The sequence below is a fragment of the Streptomyces sp. ISL-87 genome (assembly GCF_018614095.1).
In the GTDB taxonomy this organism is placed as follows: domain Bacteria; phylum Actinomycetota; class Actinomycetes; order Streptomycetales; family Streptomycetaceae; genus Streptomyces.
Genome location: NZ_JAGGOY010000007.1, coordinates 109364 through 126303, shown reverse-complemented (window position 1 = coordinate 126303; position 16940 = coordinate 109364). Strand labels below are relative to the sequence as shown.

Sequence of the window (16940 nt, the reverse complement as noted above, 5' to 3'; positions counted from 1 at the left end):
GGGGGTCCTGTCGCGGGACCGCACGCCTGCCCTACGTTCCCCCCGAACGTACTCATCAGGTACTTCTCAGGGGGAAGCATGTCCGCAGCCCAAGAACTCCGCACTGGCCAACCGGCACCGCCCGCCCGGTCCGGGGGCGCAGCCGCGCTTGGCTGGATCCTGACCATCGGGCTCAACGTGGTCGCGCCGATCGTCACGTACAACCAGCTCCACGACCATGGCTGGAGCGAGTTCGGCGCGCTGCTGGTCAGCGGCGCCTGGCCCGTGCTCGACAGCGCCATCCACCTGGCCTGGCGCCGCAAGCTCGATGAATTCGCCATCGTCACCCTGGTGTTCCTGGTGATCACGGCCGTCGTCTCGCTGGTCGGTGCGCACTCGGCCCGCGCGCTGTTGATCAAGGACTCCGGCGTGACCGGGCTGTTCGGGCTGCTCTGCCTGGGCACCCTGTTCGCCCCGCGGCCGCTGATGTTCTACTTCGGCCGCAAGTTCGCCACCGACGGCACTCCCGAGAGCACCGCCTGGTGGAACGGCCTGTGGCAGTTCGACGGCTTCCGCCGGACGATGACCGTGATGACCACGGTGTGGGGCGTGGCGTACCTCATCGAGGCGGGGGTGCGCATCGCCCTGGCCTACGTACTGAGCACGGACACCATGGTGACCATCAGCCCGATCATGATCTACGGGGTGCTCGGCGCGCTGGCCGTGTGGACGACTCTCTACGGCAAGCGCTCGAAGGCCGAGGGTGAGCGCCGCTCCGCCGAGGCGGCGGCCGCCCAGGCAGCGACCGCCTGAGCGCGGAAGGCAACGGTGGCCCGGTGCGCGTGACGCGCACCGGGCCACCGGTCGTTCAGGCGAAGCCGCCCGAGAAGGGCGTAGCGCCTAGCAGCCGAGCAGGCGGCTGCCGAGGTAGCTCTGGATCTGGTCCAGGGAGACGCGCTCCTGCTTCATGGTGTCGCGCTCGCGCACGGTCACCGCGTTGTCGTCCAGGGTGTCGAAGTCGACGGTGACGCAGAACGGCGTACCGATCTCGTCCTGGCGACGGTAACGGCGGCCGATGGCGCCCGCGTCGTCGAACTCGATGTTCCAGTTCTTGCGCAGGTCGGCGGCGAGGCCCTTGGCCTTCGGCGACAGCTGCGGGTTGCGGGACAGCGGCAGGACGGCGACCTTGATCGGGGCCAGGCGCGGGTCGAGGCGCATCACGGTGCGCTTCTCCATGACGCCCTTGGCGTTGGGGGCCTCGTCCTCGTTGTACGCGTCGAGCATGAAGGCGAGCATGGCGCGGTTCACACCGGCCGCCGGCTCGATGACGTACGGCGTGTAGCGCTCGCCGGCCTCCTGGTCGAAGTACGTCAGGTCCTGGCCGGAGGCGGCGGAGTGGGCCTTGAGGTCGAAGTCGGTGCGGTTGGCCACGCCCTCGAGCTCGGAGAACTCGTTGCCGCCGAAGTTGAAGCGGTACTCGATGTCGGCGGTGCGCTTCGAGTAGTGGGACAGCTTCTCCGCCGGGTGCTCGTACCAGCGGATGTTCTCCTCGCGGATGCCGAGGTCGCGGTACCAGTTCCAGCGCTCCGCCATCCAGTACTCCTGCCACTGCTCGTCCTCGCCCGGCTTGACGAAGAACTCCATCTCCATCTGCTCGAACTCGCGGGTGCGGAAGATGAAGTTGCCGGGCGTGATCTCGTTGCGGAAGGACTTGCCCATCTGCGCGATGCCGAACGGGGGCTTCTTGCGCGAGGTGGTCTGCACCTGGGCGAAGTTGGTGAAGATGCCCTGGGCGGTCTCGGGGCGCAGGTACGCCTTGGAGCCGGTGTCCTGGGTCGGGCCGAGGTGGGTCTCCAGCATGCCGGAGAACTGCTTGGGCTCGGTGAACTGGCCCTTCACACCGCAGTTGGGGCAGTTGATGTCGGCGAGGCCATTGGCGGGCACGCGGCCGTGCTTGGCCTCGTACGCCTCTTCCAGGTGGTCGGCGCGGTGACGCTTGTGACAGGAGGTGCACTCGGTCAACGGGTCCGAGAAGGTCGCGACGTGGCCGGAGGCCTGCCAGACCTCGGGGGCCAGGATGACGGAGGAGTCGAGACCGACGATGTCCTCACGCCCGGTGACCATAGCCTTCCACCACTGGCGCTTGATGTTCTCCTTGAGCTCGACACCGAGCGGGCCGTAGTCCCAGGCAGCCCTGGAGCCGCCGTAGATCTCACTGCACGGGAAAACGAAGCCACGGCGCTTGCTCAGGCTGACGATGGTTTCGATCTTGTCGGCGGCCACGGTGCTCTCTTCATTACGAGGACGAACGGCGAAGACTCAAGGTTACCGGCGCCCGCACCCCCCCTTTCAAATCGGGACCCCCTTCAACGATCTCTCCCCCGGGCCCCTCACCAGGGTTTTTGACAACCGTTTCCATTTTTGATGAAAATGGATGTCATGAACGTACGACGCCTCATACCCGCCGCCGCTCTCGCAGGAGCCGTCGCCCTCGGCGCCACAGCCCTCACCGCCTGCTCCGCAGCCACGGCCGACGGGGGTGGCAAGGACGGCAAGCTCGACGTGACGGCGTCGTTCTACCCCATGCAGTTCCTGGCCGAGCAGATCGGCAAGGACCACGTGAAGGTCACCTCCCTGACCAAGCCGGGCGTCGAGCCGCACGACCTGGAGATCACCCCGAAGCAGACCGCGCAGCTGGGCGAGTCCGATGTGATCCTCTACCTCAAGACCGTTCAGCCCGCCGTCGACAAGGCCGTAGCCCAGTCCGGCGTGAAGACCGTCGTCGACGCCGCCACCCTCACCAAGCTCGAGGTCCACGGCACCTCCGGCCACGACCACGAGGGCGAGGAGGGTCACGAGGAGGGCCACGGCGAGGCCGGCGAGGACCCGCACATCTGGCTCGACCCGGTGAAGTACGCCGAGGTCGCCAAGGGCGTCGGCGCGGCCCTGGAGAAGGCCGACCCCGACCACGCGGCGGACTACAAGAAGAACACCGACGAGCTGGTCGGCAAACTGACCGCGCTGGACACGGAGTTCAAGGACGGCCTGAAGAACACATCCTCCAAGACCTTCATCACCACGCACTCCGCCTTCGGCTACCTCGCCGAGCGCTACGGCCTCGACCAGGAGGGCATCTCCGGCTTCGATCCCGAGTCCGAGCCGAGCCCGGCCCGGATGAAGGACCTCCAGGCCATCGCGAAGAAGGACAATGTCTCCACCGTGTTCTTCGAGACCCTGGCCAGCGACAAGACGGCCAAGACCCTCGCCGCCGACACGGGCCTGAAGACCGATGTCCTCGACCCGCTCGAGGGAATCACCGGCAAGTCCCAGGGCGCTGACTACATCGAGGTCATGCAGGCCAACCTGAAGAACCTCCAGAAGGCGCTCGGCAACAAGTAATGGCAGCAGTAGCAGCAACGGAGGCGCGAGCCATGGAGTCCGCGACGGCCGCAACAGCGGGCGAGCAGCCCGTCATATCCCTGAGCGGGGCCACGGCCTCGCTCGGCTCGCGCCCCGTGCTGCGCGGGGTCGACCTCACCGTCCGGCGCGGCGAGGTCGTCGCCCTGCTGGGCGCCAACGGCTCCGGCAAGTCCACGGCCGTCCGCGCCGTGGTCGGCCAGGTCCCGCTGACCGACGGCGCGCTGTCCCTGTTCGGCACGGACTTCAAGCGCTTCCGCGAGTGGTCGCGCATCGGGTACGTCCCGCAGCGCACCACCGCCGCCAGCGGGGTCCCGGCCACCGTCCGCGAGGTCGTCTCCGCCGGCCGGCTGGCCAACTCCCGCTTCGGCTTCCTGCGCAAGACCGACAAGGCCGCCGTCGAGCGCGCCCTGGCCCTTGTCGGCATGGCCTCGCACGCCGACGCCTCGGTCAACGCCCTCTCCGGCGGCCAGCACCAGCGCGTACTCATTGCCCGGGCGCTCGCCGTCGAGCCCGAGCTGCTGATCATGGACGAGCCGATGGCGGGCGTGGACCTGGCCAACCAGGAGGTCCTCGCGAGCGCCCTGCGCCAGCAGGTGGCCGCCGGGACGACCGTCCTGCTCGTGCTGCACGAGCTCGGCCCGCTGGAGCCCCTGATCGACCGGGCCGTCGTCCTGCGCGACGGCTGCGTCGTCCACGACGGCCCGCCCCCTCAGGCCGTCGGCCAGCACGCCCTGCCCGGCCACGACCACGTACACCCCCACGCGGCGCACGACGCCGAGCCGCTCCGGACGGGACTGCTGAGCTGATGGACCTCCTCGACTACGCCTTCATGCAGCGGGCCCTGCTCGCGGCCGTCCTGGTCGGCCTCACCGCCCCGGCCATCGGCACGTACCTCGTCCAGCGCCGCCAGGCCGTCATGGGCGACGGCATCGGGCACGTGGCCATGACCGGTGTCGCGCTCGGCTTCCTGCTCAACGCGAGCCCTGTGTGGATGGCCACGCTGATCGCCGTCATCGGCGCGGTCGGCATGGAGCTGATCCGCTCCCGCGGCAAGACCAGCGGTGACATCGCGCTCGCCATGCTCTTCTACGGTGGCCTGGCCGGCGGCGTCATGATCATCAACCTGGCTCCGGGCGGCTCCACGGCCAACCTGACCAGTTATCTTTTCGGCTCCATCACCACCGTCTCGGCCTCGGACGTCACCGCCGTCGTGATCCTCGCGGCCTTCGTGCTCGCCGTCACCCTCGGCCTGCGCCGCCAGCTGTTCGCGATCTGCCAGGACGAGGAGTTCGCCCGGGTCACCGGCCTGCCCGTGCGCTTCCTGAATCTGCTCATGGCGGTCACCGCCGCCGTCACCGTCACCGTGGCCATGCGGATCGTCGGCCTGCTGCTGGTCAGCGCCATGATGGTGATCCCCGTCGCCGCCGCCCAGCGGGTCACCCGCGGGTTCACCGCCACCCTGTCGGTGGCCATGGTGATCGGCGTGCTGGTCTCGCTCTCCGGCACGGTCACGACGTACTACATCGACGCCCCCTCCGGCGGCACCATCGTGCTGCTCGCCATCGCCGTCTTCGTCGTGATGACGGCCGTGTCGGCCCCCCTGGCCCGGCGCCGGGCAAATGCGGCCCGCGCCGCGGAAGAGGTCTGCACGCGGGACGATGTAAAGGTCTAGGAACGTCGGCCGCCTGGCACAATGGGCCAAGGCCGATACGAGGAGGAACCGGTGGCGACTGCGCCTGGCGAGACGAATACCGCGCCAGTACGAGGGCGATCCACCCGGCAGCGGGCGGCTGTGGCTGCGGCGCTGGACGAGGTGGACGAGTTCCGCAGCGCCCAGGAGCTGCACGACATGCTCAAGCACCGCGGCGATTCCGTGGGCCTGACCACCGTGTACCGCACCCTCCAGTCGCTCGCGGACGCCGGCGAGGTCGACGTCCTGCGCACCAGCGACGGCGAGTCCGTCTACCGGCGCTGCTCCACCGAGGACCACCACCACCACCTGGTCTGCCGCAAGTGCGGCAAGGCGGTCGAGGTGGGGGGCCCGGCGGTGGAGAAGTGGGCCGAGACCATCGCGGCCGAGCACGGTTTCGTGAACGTCGCCCACACCGTGGAGATCTTCGGCACCTGCGCCGACTGCGCCGCCGCGGCCTGACCGGCTAGAGCCGCCGCAGGTTCAGGTCCAGGATCGTCCGCAGCCGGTCGACGTCGGCCGGCTCCCGCACCCCGCGCTTGGGCAGAACCGTCATGGCCACCGCCCCCTTGTCGTCGCTGAGCATGACGAACGACCCCTGTGTCTCGACGTACGTCGGCTGCGCGGCCCAGCCGATACGCATCTCGGTGGCGGCCGTCCGCACCAGGACCCCGGACCCGTCGACGACGGCCCGGGCCTCTCCGGCCTTCTTCAGCAGCCCGGCGAAGGCCCGCGCCTGGAGCCAGCAGACGAACCGCGGGACGAACGGCGTGAGCGCCCACAGCACCACCCCGGAGGCGGCGAAGCCCACGGGCCTGGCGCTGACGGCCCCGTCCGCCACCATCACCACCAGGCCGAGCAACAGCAGAAGCATCCCGAGTACGGGGTACAGCCAGCGCAGGCGCCGCCCCGCGGGCGTCTTGACGGACCGGGCCCGGAGCGCGTCGGCCAGGTCTGCCTGGGTCGCCAGGTAGACCAGCTCCACTGCATGGCCGCTCCGCGGCGCTGCCTGTTCCCCGCCGATGTTCGTGTCCATGACAGTGGAGCCTAAGGCCCGGATCAGCCGGCGGAGCCCGCCGCCTGGTTCGGGACGGCGCCGCCGAAGCGGCGGTCGCGCTGGGCGTACTCCAGGCAGGCCGCCCACAGGTTCCGGCGGTCGAAGTCCGGCCACAGCACGTCCTGGAAGACCATTTCGGCGTACGCGCTCTGCCAGAGCAGGTAGTTGGAGGTGCGCTGCTCGCCGCTCGGGCGCAGGAACAGGTCCACGTCCGGCATGTCCGGGTAGTACATGTACTTGGCGAAGGTCTTCTCGTTGACCTTCGACGGGTCCAGCTTGCCCGCCGCCACGTCCCGCGCGATCGCCTGCGCCGCGTCCGCGATCTCCGCGCGGCCGCCGTAGTTGACGCAGAAGTACAGGGTCATCGCGTCGTTGTCGACGGTCTGCTCCTGCGCGACCTGGAGCTCCTGGACGACCGACTTCCACATCTTCGGCATGCGGCCGACCCAGCGGATACGGATGCCCAGCTCGTTCATCTCGTCGCGGCGGCGCCGGATGACATCGCGGTTGAAGTTCATGAGGAAGCGGACCTCGTCGGGCGAGCGCTTCCAGTTCTCCGTCGAGAAGGCGTACAGGGAGAGGTTCTTGACGCCCATCTCCAGACAGCCCTTGAGCACGTCGAGGACGACGCCCTCACCGACCTTGTGGCCCTCGGTGCGCGGCAGCCCCCGCTCCTTGGCCCAGCGGCCGTTGCCGTCCATGACCACCGCGACGTGGTTCGGGACCAGCTCGCCGGGGATCTTCGGCGGGCGCTCACCGGACGGGTGCGGCTCGGGAACCTTGTACTCGCGGCGAGAGCGTCCCAGAATCCCGCGTCGTGCCATGTGTCCAGCTCCTATTTCTCGACGTATCGCAGGGAGCGTAGCCCGCGCTCCAGATGCCAGTGCAAGTAGGCCGAGACCAGTCCGCTGCCCTCCCGCACGTGGCGCGCCTCGCACGCGTCCGCGTGGCCCCAGTCGCCCGTCAGCAGCGCGCTGAGCAGGGCGATGGCCTCCGACGAGGGTACGACGCTGCCGGGGACGCGGCAGTCGCCGCATATCACCCCGCCGGCGGCGACGGAGAAGTGCCGGTTGGGGCCGTGGATCCCGCACTTCGCGCAGTCGTCGAAGCTGGGCGCGTAGCCGTTGACGGCGAGCGAGCGCAGCAGGAAGGCGTCCAGGATGAGGTGCGGCTCGTGTTCGCCGCGGGAGAGCGTGCGCAGGCCGCCGACCAGCAGCAGGTACTGCTGTACGGCGGGCTCGCCCTCGTTCTCGGTGAACCGCTCGGCGGTCTCCAGCATCGCGGTGCCGGCCGTGTAGCGGGCGTAGTCGGTGACGATGGTGTTGCCGTACGGGGCGATGATCTGAGTCTGGGTGCAGAGCGGGAGGCTGCGGCCGATCAGCTCGCTGCCCCGGGCGAAGAACTGCACGTCGGCGTGGGAGAAAGGTTCCAGCCCGGCGCCGAACTTGGACTTCGTACGCCGCACCCCGCGGGCGACGGCCCGCACCCGGCCGTGACCCCGGGTGAGGAGCGTGATGATGCGGTCCGCCTCACCCAGCTTCTGGGTGCGCAGCACGATGCCGTCGTCGCGGAACAGACTCATGGGCCCATTGTCGCCTGCGCGGGGACAGTGATGACCCCTCGTCCGGACCGGGGGGGTGTCCGGGCGAGGGGTCATCACCCCTTGGGAGGGGATCAGGGGGATCAGGAGGGATCAGGAGGCGGGGGTCGCCGCGTCGTCGGCCTTGCCGGCATCGCCGGCGGGATCGGCATCGGCGCTGGCACCGGAACCGGCCGGAGCCGCCACCGCGGCAGGCACCTTCTCGGCCGACGCTTCCTCGGCCGACGCCTCCTCAGCCGATGCTTCCCCGGCCGACGCCTCCTCAGCCGATGCTTCCTCGGCCCGCGCCTCCTCGGCCGGCGCTTCCTCCGCGTCGGCCGCGGCAGACGCCTGGGCGGGCAGCTCGACGTGGGGAGCGGCGTGCGCGTCTCCCTTGCCCAGGCCGTTGAAGATCAGGTTCAGCACGATCGCGGCCGTGGCGCCGAGGGTGACACCGCTGTTGAGGAGCGAGGAGAGGTCCGCGTCCATGTGGTCCTTGAACAGCACCGGGACGGTGGCCGGCAGCAGTGCGAAGGCCAGGGAGACGCCCACGACCAGCGCGTTCTTCTCCTCCTTGAGGTCGACCTTGGCCAGGGTCTGGATACCGGCCAGGGCCACCATCGCGAACATCACCGTCGCGGCGCCGCCGAGCACTCCGTGCGGGACCGCGGCGACGATCGCGGCGGCCTTCGGGAGCAGCCCGAGCACGATCATGAAGACACCGGCGGCGACCACCACGAACCGGCTCTTGACCTTGGTCATGCGGACCAGGCCGACGTTCTCGGCGAAGGCGACGTACGGGAAGGAGTTGAGGACACCGCCGAGGGCGGTCGCGGCGCCGTCGGCACGCAGGGCGCGGGCCACGGTCTCGCTGTCGATGTCCTTGCCGACGATGTCGCCGACCGCGTACGTGTCGCCGGTCGTCTCGACCATGGTGATCAGCATGACGATGAGCATCAGAAGGATCGGGAACCAGGCGAACTTCGGGGCCCCGTAGTGGAACGGGGTGGTGATGCCGATCCAGTCCGAGTCGGTCACGTCGCCGAACTTGGCGTCGCCGAGCAGGAAGGCCACGACGGTGCCGCCGACCAGGCCGAGCAGGATGGAGATGCTGGAGAGGAAGGGCTTGCCGAGCTTCATCAGGACGAGGATGAAGAGCATCGTGCCGCCGGCGTAGGCGAAGTTCTTGGGGTCGCCGAAGTCGGGGCTGCCGACGCCGCCGGCGGCGTCGTTCAGGCCGACGGGGATCAGCACGATGCCGAGGACGGTGATCACCGTGCCGGTGACGACCGGCGGGAAGAGCCTCATGACGGTACGGAAGGCCTTGGGAGGCAGCCAGGCGAAGGCGAAGGTGGCGATACCGGCCGTGATGACCGCGCCGTAGACGACGAGCAGGCCTGCCGTCCCGCCGCCCGCTCCGAGGCCGATGGCGATCATCGGGGACACCGCGGTGAAGGTGACGCCCTGGATCAGCGGCAGCCGCGCACCGATCCGGCCGATGCCCCACGCCTGGATGATCGAGGCGATACCGCAGGTGAACAGGTCCGCGTTGATCAGGTAGACCAGCTGCTCGGTGGTCAGCCCGAGGGCACCGCCCACGATGATCGGGACGATCACCGCACCGGCGTAGAAGGCGAGTACGTGCTGGAAGCCGTACAGCGCGAGCTTGGGGAGGGGGAGCACCTCGTCGACCGGGTGCGTGCTGGGGTCTTCCTTGGCGGAAGGCCGGGCGGCGACACGTGCCATCTCTGCCTTGCCCTTCAATGAGGTAGGTGAACGAGAGGAATCTGGTTATCCCTGGCCGGAGTGGGTCGCTATCCCGTTTGTCCGCCAGGGTTGTCAGTGCGTTCACGTGAATCGAAGCCCCGCTGTGTTACCGGCGGCGTCTCGTCGTGTGACCGGAATTGAACGCCTGTGTGGGGGCTCACAGGTATCGTCAACTTCCACAAAGTGTTGACGCTCAGAGAGGGCAGCTTTAGAGGTTTGCCCAGTAGCGGATGGCCTGGCATGGGAGTACGGCCAAAGAATCGGCGAAGCGCGCAGTCCCGCTGCGCGAGTGCGAAGCGCACCGGGCCTGACGTGCCCATACAGGGCTGCGCGAGCATTCGGCCGCGCCAACCGGGGGCATGATTCCGGCCATCCAAGGGGTGGATCCCGCGAGCCCGGAGCGATCAGCTCCACCCTGTGCACGGATGGCGGAAAGCATCGGTTCAGGCCCCGTGAGGCCGGATTGTTACGTCCGTCAGGGCCGTTTCATCCGGTTTCGGGTGCGGCGGGGACGGCTGGGGCAGGGGTGATTCAGGCCGTCACGGCGCCCGGACCGCCGAGAGCAGGCGCGCCACGTCGCCCGGGTTCATCCGCAGCGCCGCGCCCACCGTGGCCAGCACCTCGCGCTCCGCCGGGATGTACGGCCCGTCCGCGAGGGCGATCCGGGCCCCCTGGAGCAGGATCGATTCCCGGCCGGGGCCGGCCAGGTGCGGAGCGAGCGGCTCCAGAGCCTCGTGGAGCTCGATCGACAGCGCGGCCCCGCAGCACTCCGGGCCGTCGTACAGGCCCAGCCGCCCCTCGTCCGTGGCCAGCGCCTCCACCAGGGACTCCAGCTGCTCCTCCGTACAGTCCTGGAAGCCCGCAGCCCGTACGGCCGACACGGCGGCCTCCAGCGCGCCGCGCGAGGACGTCCCGCCCGCCGCCAGCACGGCCAGCGCCACGGTGTGCACCGCGTCGCGCAGCATCGCCGAGAAGCGGGTGGTGGTGAGGTGATCAAGGACCTCGGTGTCGAAACGCTCCCGGCAGGCCTGGCACTCGACGACGGGCCCCGCCTGCCCGCGCGGCAGCAGCGGCACGCCGAGCACGGCGAACCGGCGGCGCCCGGTGCGCCGGCGGTAGTTGCGGTCACCGCCGCAGCCGGGGCAGAAGAACTCCCCGTCACCCACGGTGCTCCAGGTGGTACGGATGCCCCAGATCGTCAGCTTCCGGCCGTCCCCACCCCGAACTGGCAGCACGTCGCACCTCCGTTACTCCCCCGTTGCCCTTCGGGCACGGGTGGGACCCCCATGGCACCATCGCCGGGTTGGCGTGATGTTAGCCACATCGGTGAGGATGCGTCAGTCGTGTGACAAGACAACATGGCGCGGGGCCCGGACTTGGCCGAACTGCGCCCCCGCTGTCCTGCGGTTTCGTGAAAGGTCAGCCACATGAACGAGAAATCCTGTCTGGTGACCGGCGCCGCGAGCGGGATCGGCCGGGCCACCGCCCTGCTGCTGGCCCGCTCGGGGGCCCGTGTGACGGCGGCCGACATCAACGGCGCCGGGGTCGAGGCCCTGCATACGAAGCTGGCTGAAGAGGGCCACGAGATCACCGTCGTCCAGGCCGACGTGTCCGATCCGGAGGCCAACCGCGCGATGGTCGGCGCCGCGGTCGAGGCATACGGGAGGCTCGACGTCGCCGTGGCGAACGCCGGGGTGATCCCTCTTTCGGATGTACGGGAGACCAGCCCCGAGGACTGGGACCGGGTCATGGCGGTCGACGGCCGGGGGATGTTCCTGACCTGCAAGTACGCGATCGAGGCGATGACGGCGCAGCCGCGGCCCGGCGGCGCCCTGGTCTGCGTGTCGTCCATCTCGGGGGTGGCGGGGCAGGCCCGGCAGGCGGCGTACGGGCCGGCGAAGTTCGTGGCCTCGGGGCTGACCAAGCACCTGGCGGTCGAGTGGGCCGCGCACGGGATCCGCGTCAACGCCGTGGCCCCGGGAACCATCCGCACGGAGCGGGTGCTGGCGCTGAAGGACGAGCCGGGCGGGCCGGAGTACCTGGCGGAGATCTCCGACGCCCACCCGATGGGCCGGCTCGGCGAGCCGGAGGAGGTGGCCCGTGTGATCGCCTTCCTGGCCTCGGACGCGGCCTCGTTCGTGACCGGCGTGGTCCTCCCGGTGGACGGCGGCTACCTGGCCCGCTGAAGGGCCGGCCGGCCGAAAAACGGCGGAACCCCGCCCCTCCGGGAGGAGGAGCGGGGTCCGCAACGAGCCGTCGGGTCAGCGGCCCGCGCGGTTGACGGCGGAGATGACCGCCTTCAGGGAGGCGCGGGTGGTGTTGGCGTCGATGCCGATGCCCCACAGGACGCGGCCGTCGATGGCGCACTCGATGTACGAGGCGGCCACGGCCGAGGCGCCCTCGCTCATGGTGTGCTCGGTGTAGTCCAGCAGGCGGGCGTCGATGCCGATGCCGGCCAGGGCGTCGAAGAACGCCGAGATCGGACCGTTGCCGGTGCCGTTCAGGACCGTGTCCACGCCGTCCACGACCGCCTCGACGGTCAGCGTGTCCGTACCGTCCTTGTCGGTCGAGGTCTGACCGGAGCGCAGCTGGATGCGGCCCCATCGCGCCGCGGCGTTCTCGGGGTTGGGCAGGTACTCGTCCTGGAAGACGGACCAGATCGCCGTCGGCGTGACCTCGCCGCCCTCGGCGTCGGTCTTGGCCTGGATGATCTTCGAGAACTCGATCTGCATGCGGCGCGGCAGGTCCAGCTTGTGGTCGTTCTTCAGGACGTACGCGATACCGCCCTTGCCGGACTGCGAGTTGACCCGGATGACCGCCTCGTAGGAGCGGCCGACGTCCTTCGGGTCGATGGGCAGGTACGGGACCGCCCACTCGATGTCATCGACCGTCTTGCCCTGGGCGGCCGCGTCGGCCTCCATGGCGTCGAAGCCCTTCTTGATGGCGTCCTGGTGGGAGCCGGAGAAGGCGGTGTAGACCAGGTCGCCCGCGTAGGGGTGGCGCGGGTGGACCTCCATCTGGTTGCAGTACTCGCTGGTGCGGCGGATCTCGTCGATCTGGGAGAAGTCGATCTGCGGGTCGATGCCCTGCGAGAACAGGTTCATGCCCAGCGTGATCAGGTCGACGTTGCCGGTGCGCTCGCCCTGGCCGAACAGGCAGCCCTCGATGCGGTCGGCGCCGGCCATCAGGGCCAGCTCGGCGGCGGCGACGGCGGTGCCGCGGTCGTTGTGCGGGTGTACGGAGATGCAGATGTGCTCGCGGCGGGTCAGGTTGCGGGCCATCCACTCGAAGCGGTCCGCGTGGGTGGACGGCGTCGAACGCTCCACGGTGGCGGGCAGGTTCAGGATGATCTCGCGGCCCTCGGACGGCTGCCAGACGTCACAGACGGCCTCGCAGACCTCCAGGGCGAAGTCCAGCTCCGTGTCCGTGAAGATCTCCGGGCTGTACTGGTAGCCGAAGGTGGTCTCCGGGCCCAGCAGCTTGTCGGCGTACTCCATGACCAGGCGGGTGCCGTCGACGGCGATCTGCTTGATCTGCTCCTTGGAGCCGCGGAAGACGACCCGGCGGAAGGTCGGGGCGGTCGCGTTGTACAGGTGCACGGTGGCGCGCTTGGCGCCGACCAGGGACTCCACGGTCCGCTCGATCAGGTCCTCGCGGGCCTGGGTCAGTACGGAGATGGTGACGTCGTCCGGGATCGCGCCCTCTTCGATGATGGAGCGTACGAACGCGAAGTCGGTCTCACCGGAGGAGGGGAAGCCGACCTCGATCTCCTTGTAGCCCATGCGCACCAGCAGGTCGAACATCTCGCGCTTGCGGGCGGGGGTCATCGGGTCGATCAGCGACTGGTTGCCGTCGCGCAGGTCGGTTGACAGCCAGCGGGGAGCCTTTTTGACGCGGGCCTGGGGCCAGGTGCGGTCCGGGATGTCCACCTGCTCGTACGCGCCGTACTTGTGGATCGGCATCCCGGAGGGCTTCTGGGTGTGGGTCGCGTTCGTGATGGGCGTGGGGCGACCGACAAAAGTGTGCTGGCTCATGGCGTAGGGCTCCTCGCGTGTCCGCGTGTAGTTCGCTGGGACGGCCGACGGCGGTCGTAAATCCGCAACACCAAACTCCGCGGGGAGGGGGTCGGCCTACGACTACAGACCCTCGCCGCGGCAGCTAAGGAGAAGCAGCCCGAAACGCATGATGGGTCGAGCCTATCCGAGCCGCGCCGTATCGCGAGGACCTGTTTCAGTATGCAAGACCCTCCTGTCCGATTTGTACTGAATGTGAGCTACGCCTCTTTCGGTCCGGAGAGGTCGGGGCGATCCGTCAACGCGGCGCGACAGCTTTCAGACAACTGAATGAATCATGGTTGCAGCTAGTGACATTGGCATCACCCACTGCCACATTGCCGGGATGGATGCCTCCCACGCCCACGGCCACCCTCACCTTCACCCCGTCTTCTGCACCGTCGTGCCGCCCCACCTCCTCGACAAGATCGCCCAGTCCGAGGACACCCGGCGCGCCGACGCCGCGCAGCGGACCCTTGAGCAGGACTCCTTCCTCCGCACCCGGCGCCGGGTCACCACCGTCCGGGGAATCACCCCGGCGCTGGGAACCCCCGTCGCGGACGACCCCCGGCGGACCGTCTACGACGCCCAGCACCGCACCCGGCTGCCCGGGAAGAAGGTGCGCGGCGAGGGCGGCCCGGTGGACAAGGACGCCACCGTCAACCGCGCGTACGCCGGGCTCGGGGCGACGTACGAGCTGTTCCTCAAGAGCTTCGGACGCCATTCGATCGACGATGCCGGACTGCCGCTGGACGCGACCGTGCACTACAGCGAGGACTACAACAACGCCTTCTGGGACGGGCGGCAGATGGTCTTCGGCGACGGCGACGGCGACCTGTTCCTCGACTTCACGGTGTCGGTGGACGTGATCGGCCACGAGCTGACCCACGGGGTCACCCAGTACTCGGCCAACCTGGAGTACCGCGGCCAGTCGGGCGCGCTGAACGAGTCGATGTCGGACGTGTTCGGCTCGCTGATCAAGCAGTACTCCCTGGACCAGACGGCGCAGGAGGCCGACTGGCTGATCGGCGCCGGGCTGCTGGGGCCGAACGTGAGCGGGGTCGCGCTGCGCTCGATGAAGGCGCCGGGGACGGCGTACGACGACGACGAGCTCGGCAAGGACCCGCAGCCGGCCACGATGGACGGCTACGTGGAGACCCACAGCGACAACGGCGGGGTCCACATCAATTCCGGCATCCCGAACCACGCCTTCTACATCGCGGCGACGGAACTGGGCGGCAAGGCCTGGGAGCGGGCCGGGCAGATCTGGTACGACGCCCTGACCGGCGGAGAGCTGTCCTCGCAGGCGAGCTTCGCGGACTTCGCCCGCCTCTCGGTGGCGGCGGCCGTCGCGCGGTACGGGGACGGCGGCGCGGAGCACCAGGCTCTGCAGAAGGCGTGGTCGGCGGTGGGCGTGCCGAGCACCTAGGGGTTGTCCGACCCTGACCCACCGGACACCCCCTAGTGACGGGTAGACAGGCCCCATGCGGATTCAAGTGGTGCGGACGGGCGGTTTCGCGGGCATCGAGCGCCGGGCCGAGGTGGACACCTCGGGCCGGCCCGACGAGGACGAGTTGCGGGCGCTGGCCCAGCTGGCCCTGCGGCCGGCTCCGCCGGGGCACGGGGCGGACCGGGTGCGGGACGGGTTCTCGTACCGCATCACGGTCGACGGGCGGACGGTGTCCTGCCAGGAGCCGTCCTTGTCGGAGGCGCAGCGGACGCTGATCTCGCGGGTGCTGAAGGAGGGCGCCTGAGGGGCGTGCGAAACGGGGGTGCCCCGGCGGGGCGGCTTTGCTTGGATGACCGGATGACAAAGATCTTGGATGTGCTGGAGCGGTACTACGACGCGGTACCGCGTGTGGGCGGGGCGCGGGGCGAGGACTTCGGGCCGCTGACCCTGTTCGTGCAGGAGGGCGACGGGTGGCAGTACTACGCGCGCCCCGCGCTCGGGGGTACGCGGGCCTCCGCCGCCGATGTGAAGCGGGTGCTGGAGCGCCAGCGGGAGCTGAAGGTGCCGGAGTCCTTCGAATGGGTGGCCGAAACCAGCCCCTCGCTGCGGGCCGCGGCCGAGGCGGCGGGGCTGGAGGTCCACGAGCACCCGCTGATGGTGCTGGACCCGGCGGCGGGGCCGCTCACGCCGCATCCGGACGTCCGGCTGCTCGGTGCGGACGATCCGCTGCTGACGGCCGCGGTGACCGTGCCGATGCTGGCCTTCTCGGCTCCCGGGACCGCGCGGGGCGAGGCCGGTCCGGCCGAGCTGGCGACGGCGATGGCCGAGCCCGCGGCGGAGGCCGGCCGGGCGCGGGTGTCGGGAAAGCTCGCGGCGGGCACCACCGGCCTGGCGGCGGCCGTGCGGGACGGCGTGGTGCTGTGCGCCGGCCAGTACAACCCGGTCGGCGAGGTCGCCGAGATCGTCGGGGTCGGCACGCTGCCGGCCGCCCGGCGTCAGGGCCTGGCCGTCGGGGTGACGGCGGCGCTGGTCGCGGACGCCCTGGAGCGCGGGGCGAACACGGTGTTCCTGACGGCGGGCGACGAGGACGTGGCCCGGATATACGGGCGGGTCGGCTTCCGCCGGGTGGGCACGGCCCTGATCGCGGAGCCCCCGGCCGCGTAGGGCCTTTTCGGGGGGCGTTTTGCCGAAACGGCAATGCGGTTTGGCGCCGGCGGCGGCCCGGGCGGAGCATCGGCCGCACAGCCACCCGTCCCGCAGGAGACCCCGATGACCGACCAGCACGAGCACCAGCACCAGAAGCACCCCGAGTCCGATGCCGCCGTCGGCGCGGAGTACTGGGACGCCCGCTACCGCGAGAGCGAGCGGATCTGGAGCGGCAACGCCAACACCGTCCTGGTCCGCGAGGTCGAGGGCCTCACCCCCGGGCGGGCCCTCGACCTCGGCTGCGGCGAGGGCGCCGACGCCGTGTGGCTGGCCCGCCAGGGCTGGCGGGTCACCGCGACCGACATCTCCGGGGTCGCGCTGGAGCGGGCGGCCGCCCACGCGGACGAAGCGGGGGTCTCCGACCGGGTCGACTGGCAGCGCCACGACCTGGCGGAGTCCTTCCCGGCCGGCGAGTTCGACCTGGTCTCCGCCTGCTTCCTGCACACCTTCGGGGAGTTCCCCCGGGAGCGGATCCTGCGCACGGCCGCCGCCGCCGTCGCCCCGGGCGGGGTGCTGCTGGTCGTGGGGCACGCGGGCTGGGCGTCCTGGCACGAAGAGCCGGACCAGTCGGTCCGCTTCCCCACCCCCGAGCAGGTCGTCGCGGAGCTGGAGCTGCCCGAGGGTGCCTGGGAGGTCCTGCTCGCCGAGGAACACGAACGGGTCCAGAACCAGCCTGACGGCCGGCCCGGGACCCGGACGGACAACGCGGTGAAGGTGCAGCGGCTCGCCTAGGCGAGCCG

17 protein-coding genes are annotated in these 16940 nt (G+C 70.0%); 10 read left to right on the top strand and 7 right to left on the bottom strand.

From position 1 onward, the window contains the following. The first annotated feature begins 78 nt into the window (after positions 1-78). Positions 79-792: a VC0807 family protein gene (locus J7I97_RS02120; RefSeq protein WP_214930592.1), complete on the top strand. Its 714-nt coding sequence runs from the start codon at positions 79-81 to the stop codon at positions 790-792. 87 nt (positions 793-879) lie between these two features. On the opposite strand, the gene J7I97_RS02115 is transcribed toward J7I97_RS02120, so the two are convergent. Continuing rightward, positions 880-2262 carry a glycine--tRNA ligase gene (locus J7I97_RS02115; RefSeq protein WP_214930591.1) on the bottom strand — a complete coding sequence of 461 codons (1383 nt, stop codon included), beginning with the start codon at positions 2260-2262 and terminating at the stop codon, positions 880-882. Positions 2263-2418: 156 nt separating this feature from the next. On the opposite strand from J7I97_RS02115, the gene J7I97_RS02110 reads away from it, so the two are divergent. Genes J7I97_RS02110 through J7I97_RS02095 form a run of 4 tightly spaced genes read left to right on the top strand, consistent with a single transcriptional unit; the run spans position 2419 to position 5551 of the window. After that, the gene (locus tag J7I97_RS02110) at positions 2419-3378 is read left to right on the top strand and encodes a metal ABC transporter substrate-binding protein (RefSeq protein WP_214930590.1); all 960 of its coding nucleotides are present in this window, start codon (positions 2419-2421) and stop codon (positions 3376-3378) included. A gap of 32 nt (positions 3379-3410) precedes the next feature. Further along, positions 3411-4205, top strand: coding sequence for a metal ABC transporter ATP-binding protein (locus tag J7I97_RS02105; RefSeq protein ID WP_214930589.1), 795 nt, complete (start codon positions 3411-3413; stop codon positions 4203-4205). Then, on the top strand, positions 4205-5071 hold the full coding sequence (locus J7I97_RS02100) for a metal ABC transporter permease (RefSeq protein ID WP_214930588.1): 867 nt from the start codon (positions 4205-4207) through the stop codon (positions 5069-5071). Before J7I97_RS02105 ends, J7I97_RS02100 begins: the two co-directional genes overlap by 1 nt. A gap of 51 nt (positions 5072-5122) precedes the next feature. Then, positions 5123-5551 carry a Fur family transcriptional regulator gene (locus J7I97_RS02095; protein WP_214930587.1) on the top strand — a complete coding sequence of 143 codons (429 nt, stop codon included), beginning with the start codon at positions 5123-5125 and terminating at the stop codon, positions 5549-5551. A 4-nt stretch (positions 5552-5555) separates the two neighbouring features. Here J7I97_RS02095 and J7I97_RS02090 read toward each other — a convergent pair whose 3' ends face one another. From J7I97_RS02090 to J7I97_RS02070, 5 genes are all read right to left on the bottom strand, one after another. Next, positions 5556-6125, bottom strand: a complete 570-nt coding sequence (locus J7I97_RS02090) for a hypothetical protein (protein ID WP_214930586.1) — start codon at positions 6123-6125, stop codon at positions 5556-5558. Positions 6126-6148: 23 nt separating this feature from the next. Beyond that, complete coding sequence (locus J7I97_RS02085; protein WP_214930585.1) at positions 6149-6970, bottom strand: isoprenyl transferase; 822 nt, start codon at positions 6968-6970, stop codon at positions 6149-6151. Between the two features lie 11 nt (positions 6971-6981). Continuing rightward, positions 6982-7728: a DNA repair protein RecO gene (gene recO / locus J7I97_RS02080; RefSeq protein ID WP_214930584.1), complete on the bottom strand. Its 747-nt coding sequence runs from the start codon at positions 7726-7728 to the stop codon at positions 6982-6984. 111 nt (positions 7729-7839) lie between these two features. Beyond that, positions 7840-9471, bottom strand: a complete 1632-nt coding sequence (locus J7I97_RS02075) for a nucleobase:cation symporter-2 family protein (RefSeq protein WP_214930583.1) — start codon at positions 9469-9471, stop codon at positions 7840-7842. Between the two features lie 560 nt (positions 9472-10031). After that, the gene (locus J7I97_RS02070) at positions 10032-10727 is read right to left on the bottom strand and encodes a TerB family tellurite resistance protein (RefSeq protein ID WP_214930582.1); all 696 of its coding nucleotides are present in this window, start codon (positions 10725-10727) and stop codon (positions 10032-10034) included. A gap of 192 nt (positions 10728-10919) precedes the next feature. Here J7I97_RS02070 and J7I97_RS02065 point away from each other — a divergent pair, with 192 nt between their 5' ends. After that, positions 10920-11678: an SDR family NAD(P)-dependent oxidoreductase gene (locus J7I97_RS02065; RefSeq protein ID WP_214930581.1), complete on the top strand. Its 759-nt coding sequence runs from the start codon at positions 10920-10922 to the stop codon at positions 11676-11678. Between the two features lie 75 nt (positions 11679-11753). Here the strand turns inward: J7I97_RS02065 and leuA are convergent, their stop codons facing one another. Further along, the gene (leuA, locus tag J7I97_RS02060; protein ID WP_214930580.1) at positions 11754-13526 is read right to left on the bottom strand and encodes a 2-isopropylmalate synthase; all 1773 of its coding nucleotides are present in this window, start codon (positions 13524-13526) and stop codon (positions 11754-11756) included. Between the two features lie 364 nt (positions 13527-13890). Between leuA and J7I97_RS02055 the strand changes: the two genes are divergently transcribed. From J7I97_RS02055 to J7I97_RS02040, 4 genes are all read left to right on the top strand, one after another. After that, the gene (locus J7I97_RS02055; RefSeq protein WP_214930579.1) at positions 13891-14973 is read left to right on the top strand and encodes a M4 family metallopeptidase; all 1083 of its coding nucleotides are present in this window, start codon (positions 13891-13893) and stop codon (positions 14971-14973) included. A 55-nt stretch (positions 14974-15028) separates the two neighbouring features. Next, the gene (locus J7I97_RS02050) at positions 15029-15298 is read left to right on the top strand and encodes a protealysin inhibitor emfourin (RefSeq protein ID WP_214930578.1); all 270 of its coding nucleotides are present in this window, start codon (positions 15029-15031) and stop codon (positions 15296-15298) included. A gap of 53 nt (positions 15299-15351) precedes the next feature. Next, positions 15352-16158 (top strand): GNAT family N-acetyltransferase, encoded by an 807-nt coding sequence (locus J7I97_RS02045; protein WP_214930577.1) that lies wholly within the window; start codon positions 15352-15354, stop codon positions 16156-16158. Between the two features lie 105 nt (positions 16159-16263). Further along, positions 16264-16932, top strand: coding sequence for a cyclopropane-fatty-acyl-phospholipid synthase family protein (locus tag J7I97_RS02040; RefSeq protein ID WP_214930576.1), 669 nt, complete (start codon positions 16264-16266; stop codon positions 16930-16932). The last annotated feature ends 8 nt before the right edge of the window (positions 16933-16940 follow it).

What these genes read in the sequence shown, in the direction of transcription:
- J7I97_RS02120 (WP_214930592.1), top strand. Translation starts at nt 79, where the DNA reads ATGTCCGCAGCCCAAGAACTCCGCACTGGCCAACCGGCACCGCCCGCC.
- J7I97_RS02110 (WP_214930590.1), top strand. Translation starts at nt 2,419, where the DNA reads ATGAACGTACGACGCCTCATACCCGCCGCCGCTCTCGCAGGAGCCGTC.
- J7I97_RS02105 (WP_214930589.1), top strand. Translation starts at nt 3,411, where the DNA reads ATGGAGTCCGCGACGGCCGCAACAGCGGGCGAGCAGCCCGTCATATCC.
- J7I97_RS02100 (WP_214930588.1), top strand. Translation starts at nt 4,205, where the DNA reads ATGGACCTCCTCGACTACGCCTTCATGCAGCGGGCCCTGCTCGCGGCC.
- J7I97_RS02090 (WP_214930586.1), bottom strand. Translation starts at nt 6,125, where the DNA reads ATGGACACGAACATCGGCGGGGAACAGGCAGCGCCGCGGAGCGGCCAT.
- J7I97_RS02085 (WP_214930585.1), bottom strand. Translation starts at nt 6,970, where the DNA reads ATGGCACGACGCGGGATTCTGGGACGCTCTCGCCGCGAGTACAAGGTT.
- recO (WP_214930584.1), bottom strand. Translation starts at nt 7,728, where the DNA reads ATGAGTCTGTTCCGCGACGACGGCATCGTGCTGCGCACCCAGAAGCTG.
- J7I97_RS02075 (WP_214930583.1), bottom strand. Translation starts at nt 9,471, where the DNA reads ATGGCACGTGTCGCCGCCCGGCCTTCCGCCAAGGAAGACCCCAGCACG.
- J7I97_RS02065 (WP_214930581.1), top strand. Translation starts at nt 10,920, where the DNA reads ATGAACGAGAAATCCTGTCTGGTGACCGGCGCCGCGAGCGGGATCGGC.
- leuA (WP_214930580.1), bottom strand. Translation starts at nt 13,526, where the DNA reads ATGAGCCAGCACACTTTTGTCGGTCGCCCCACGCCCATCACGAACGCG.
- J7I97_RS02055 (WP_214930579.1), top strand. Translation starts at nt 13,891, where the DNA reads ATGGATGCCTCCCACGCCCACGGCCACCCTCACCTTCACCCCGTCTTC.
- J7I97_RS02050 (WP_214930578.1), top strand. Translation starts at nt 15,029, where the DNA reads ATGCGGATTCAAGTGGTGCGGACGGGCGGTTTCGCGGGCATCGAGCGC.
- J7I97_RS02045 (WP_214930577.1), top strand. Translation starts at nt 15,352, where the DNA reads ATGACAAAGATCTTGGATGTGCTGGAGCGGTACTACGACGCGGTACCG.
- J7I97_RS02040 (WP_214930576.1), top strand. Translation starts at nt 16,264, where the DNA reads ATGACCGACCAGCACGAGCACCAGCACCAGAAGCACCCCGAGTCCGAT.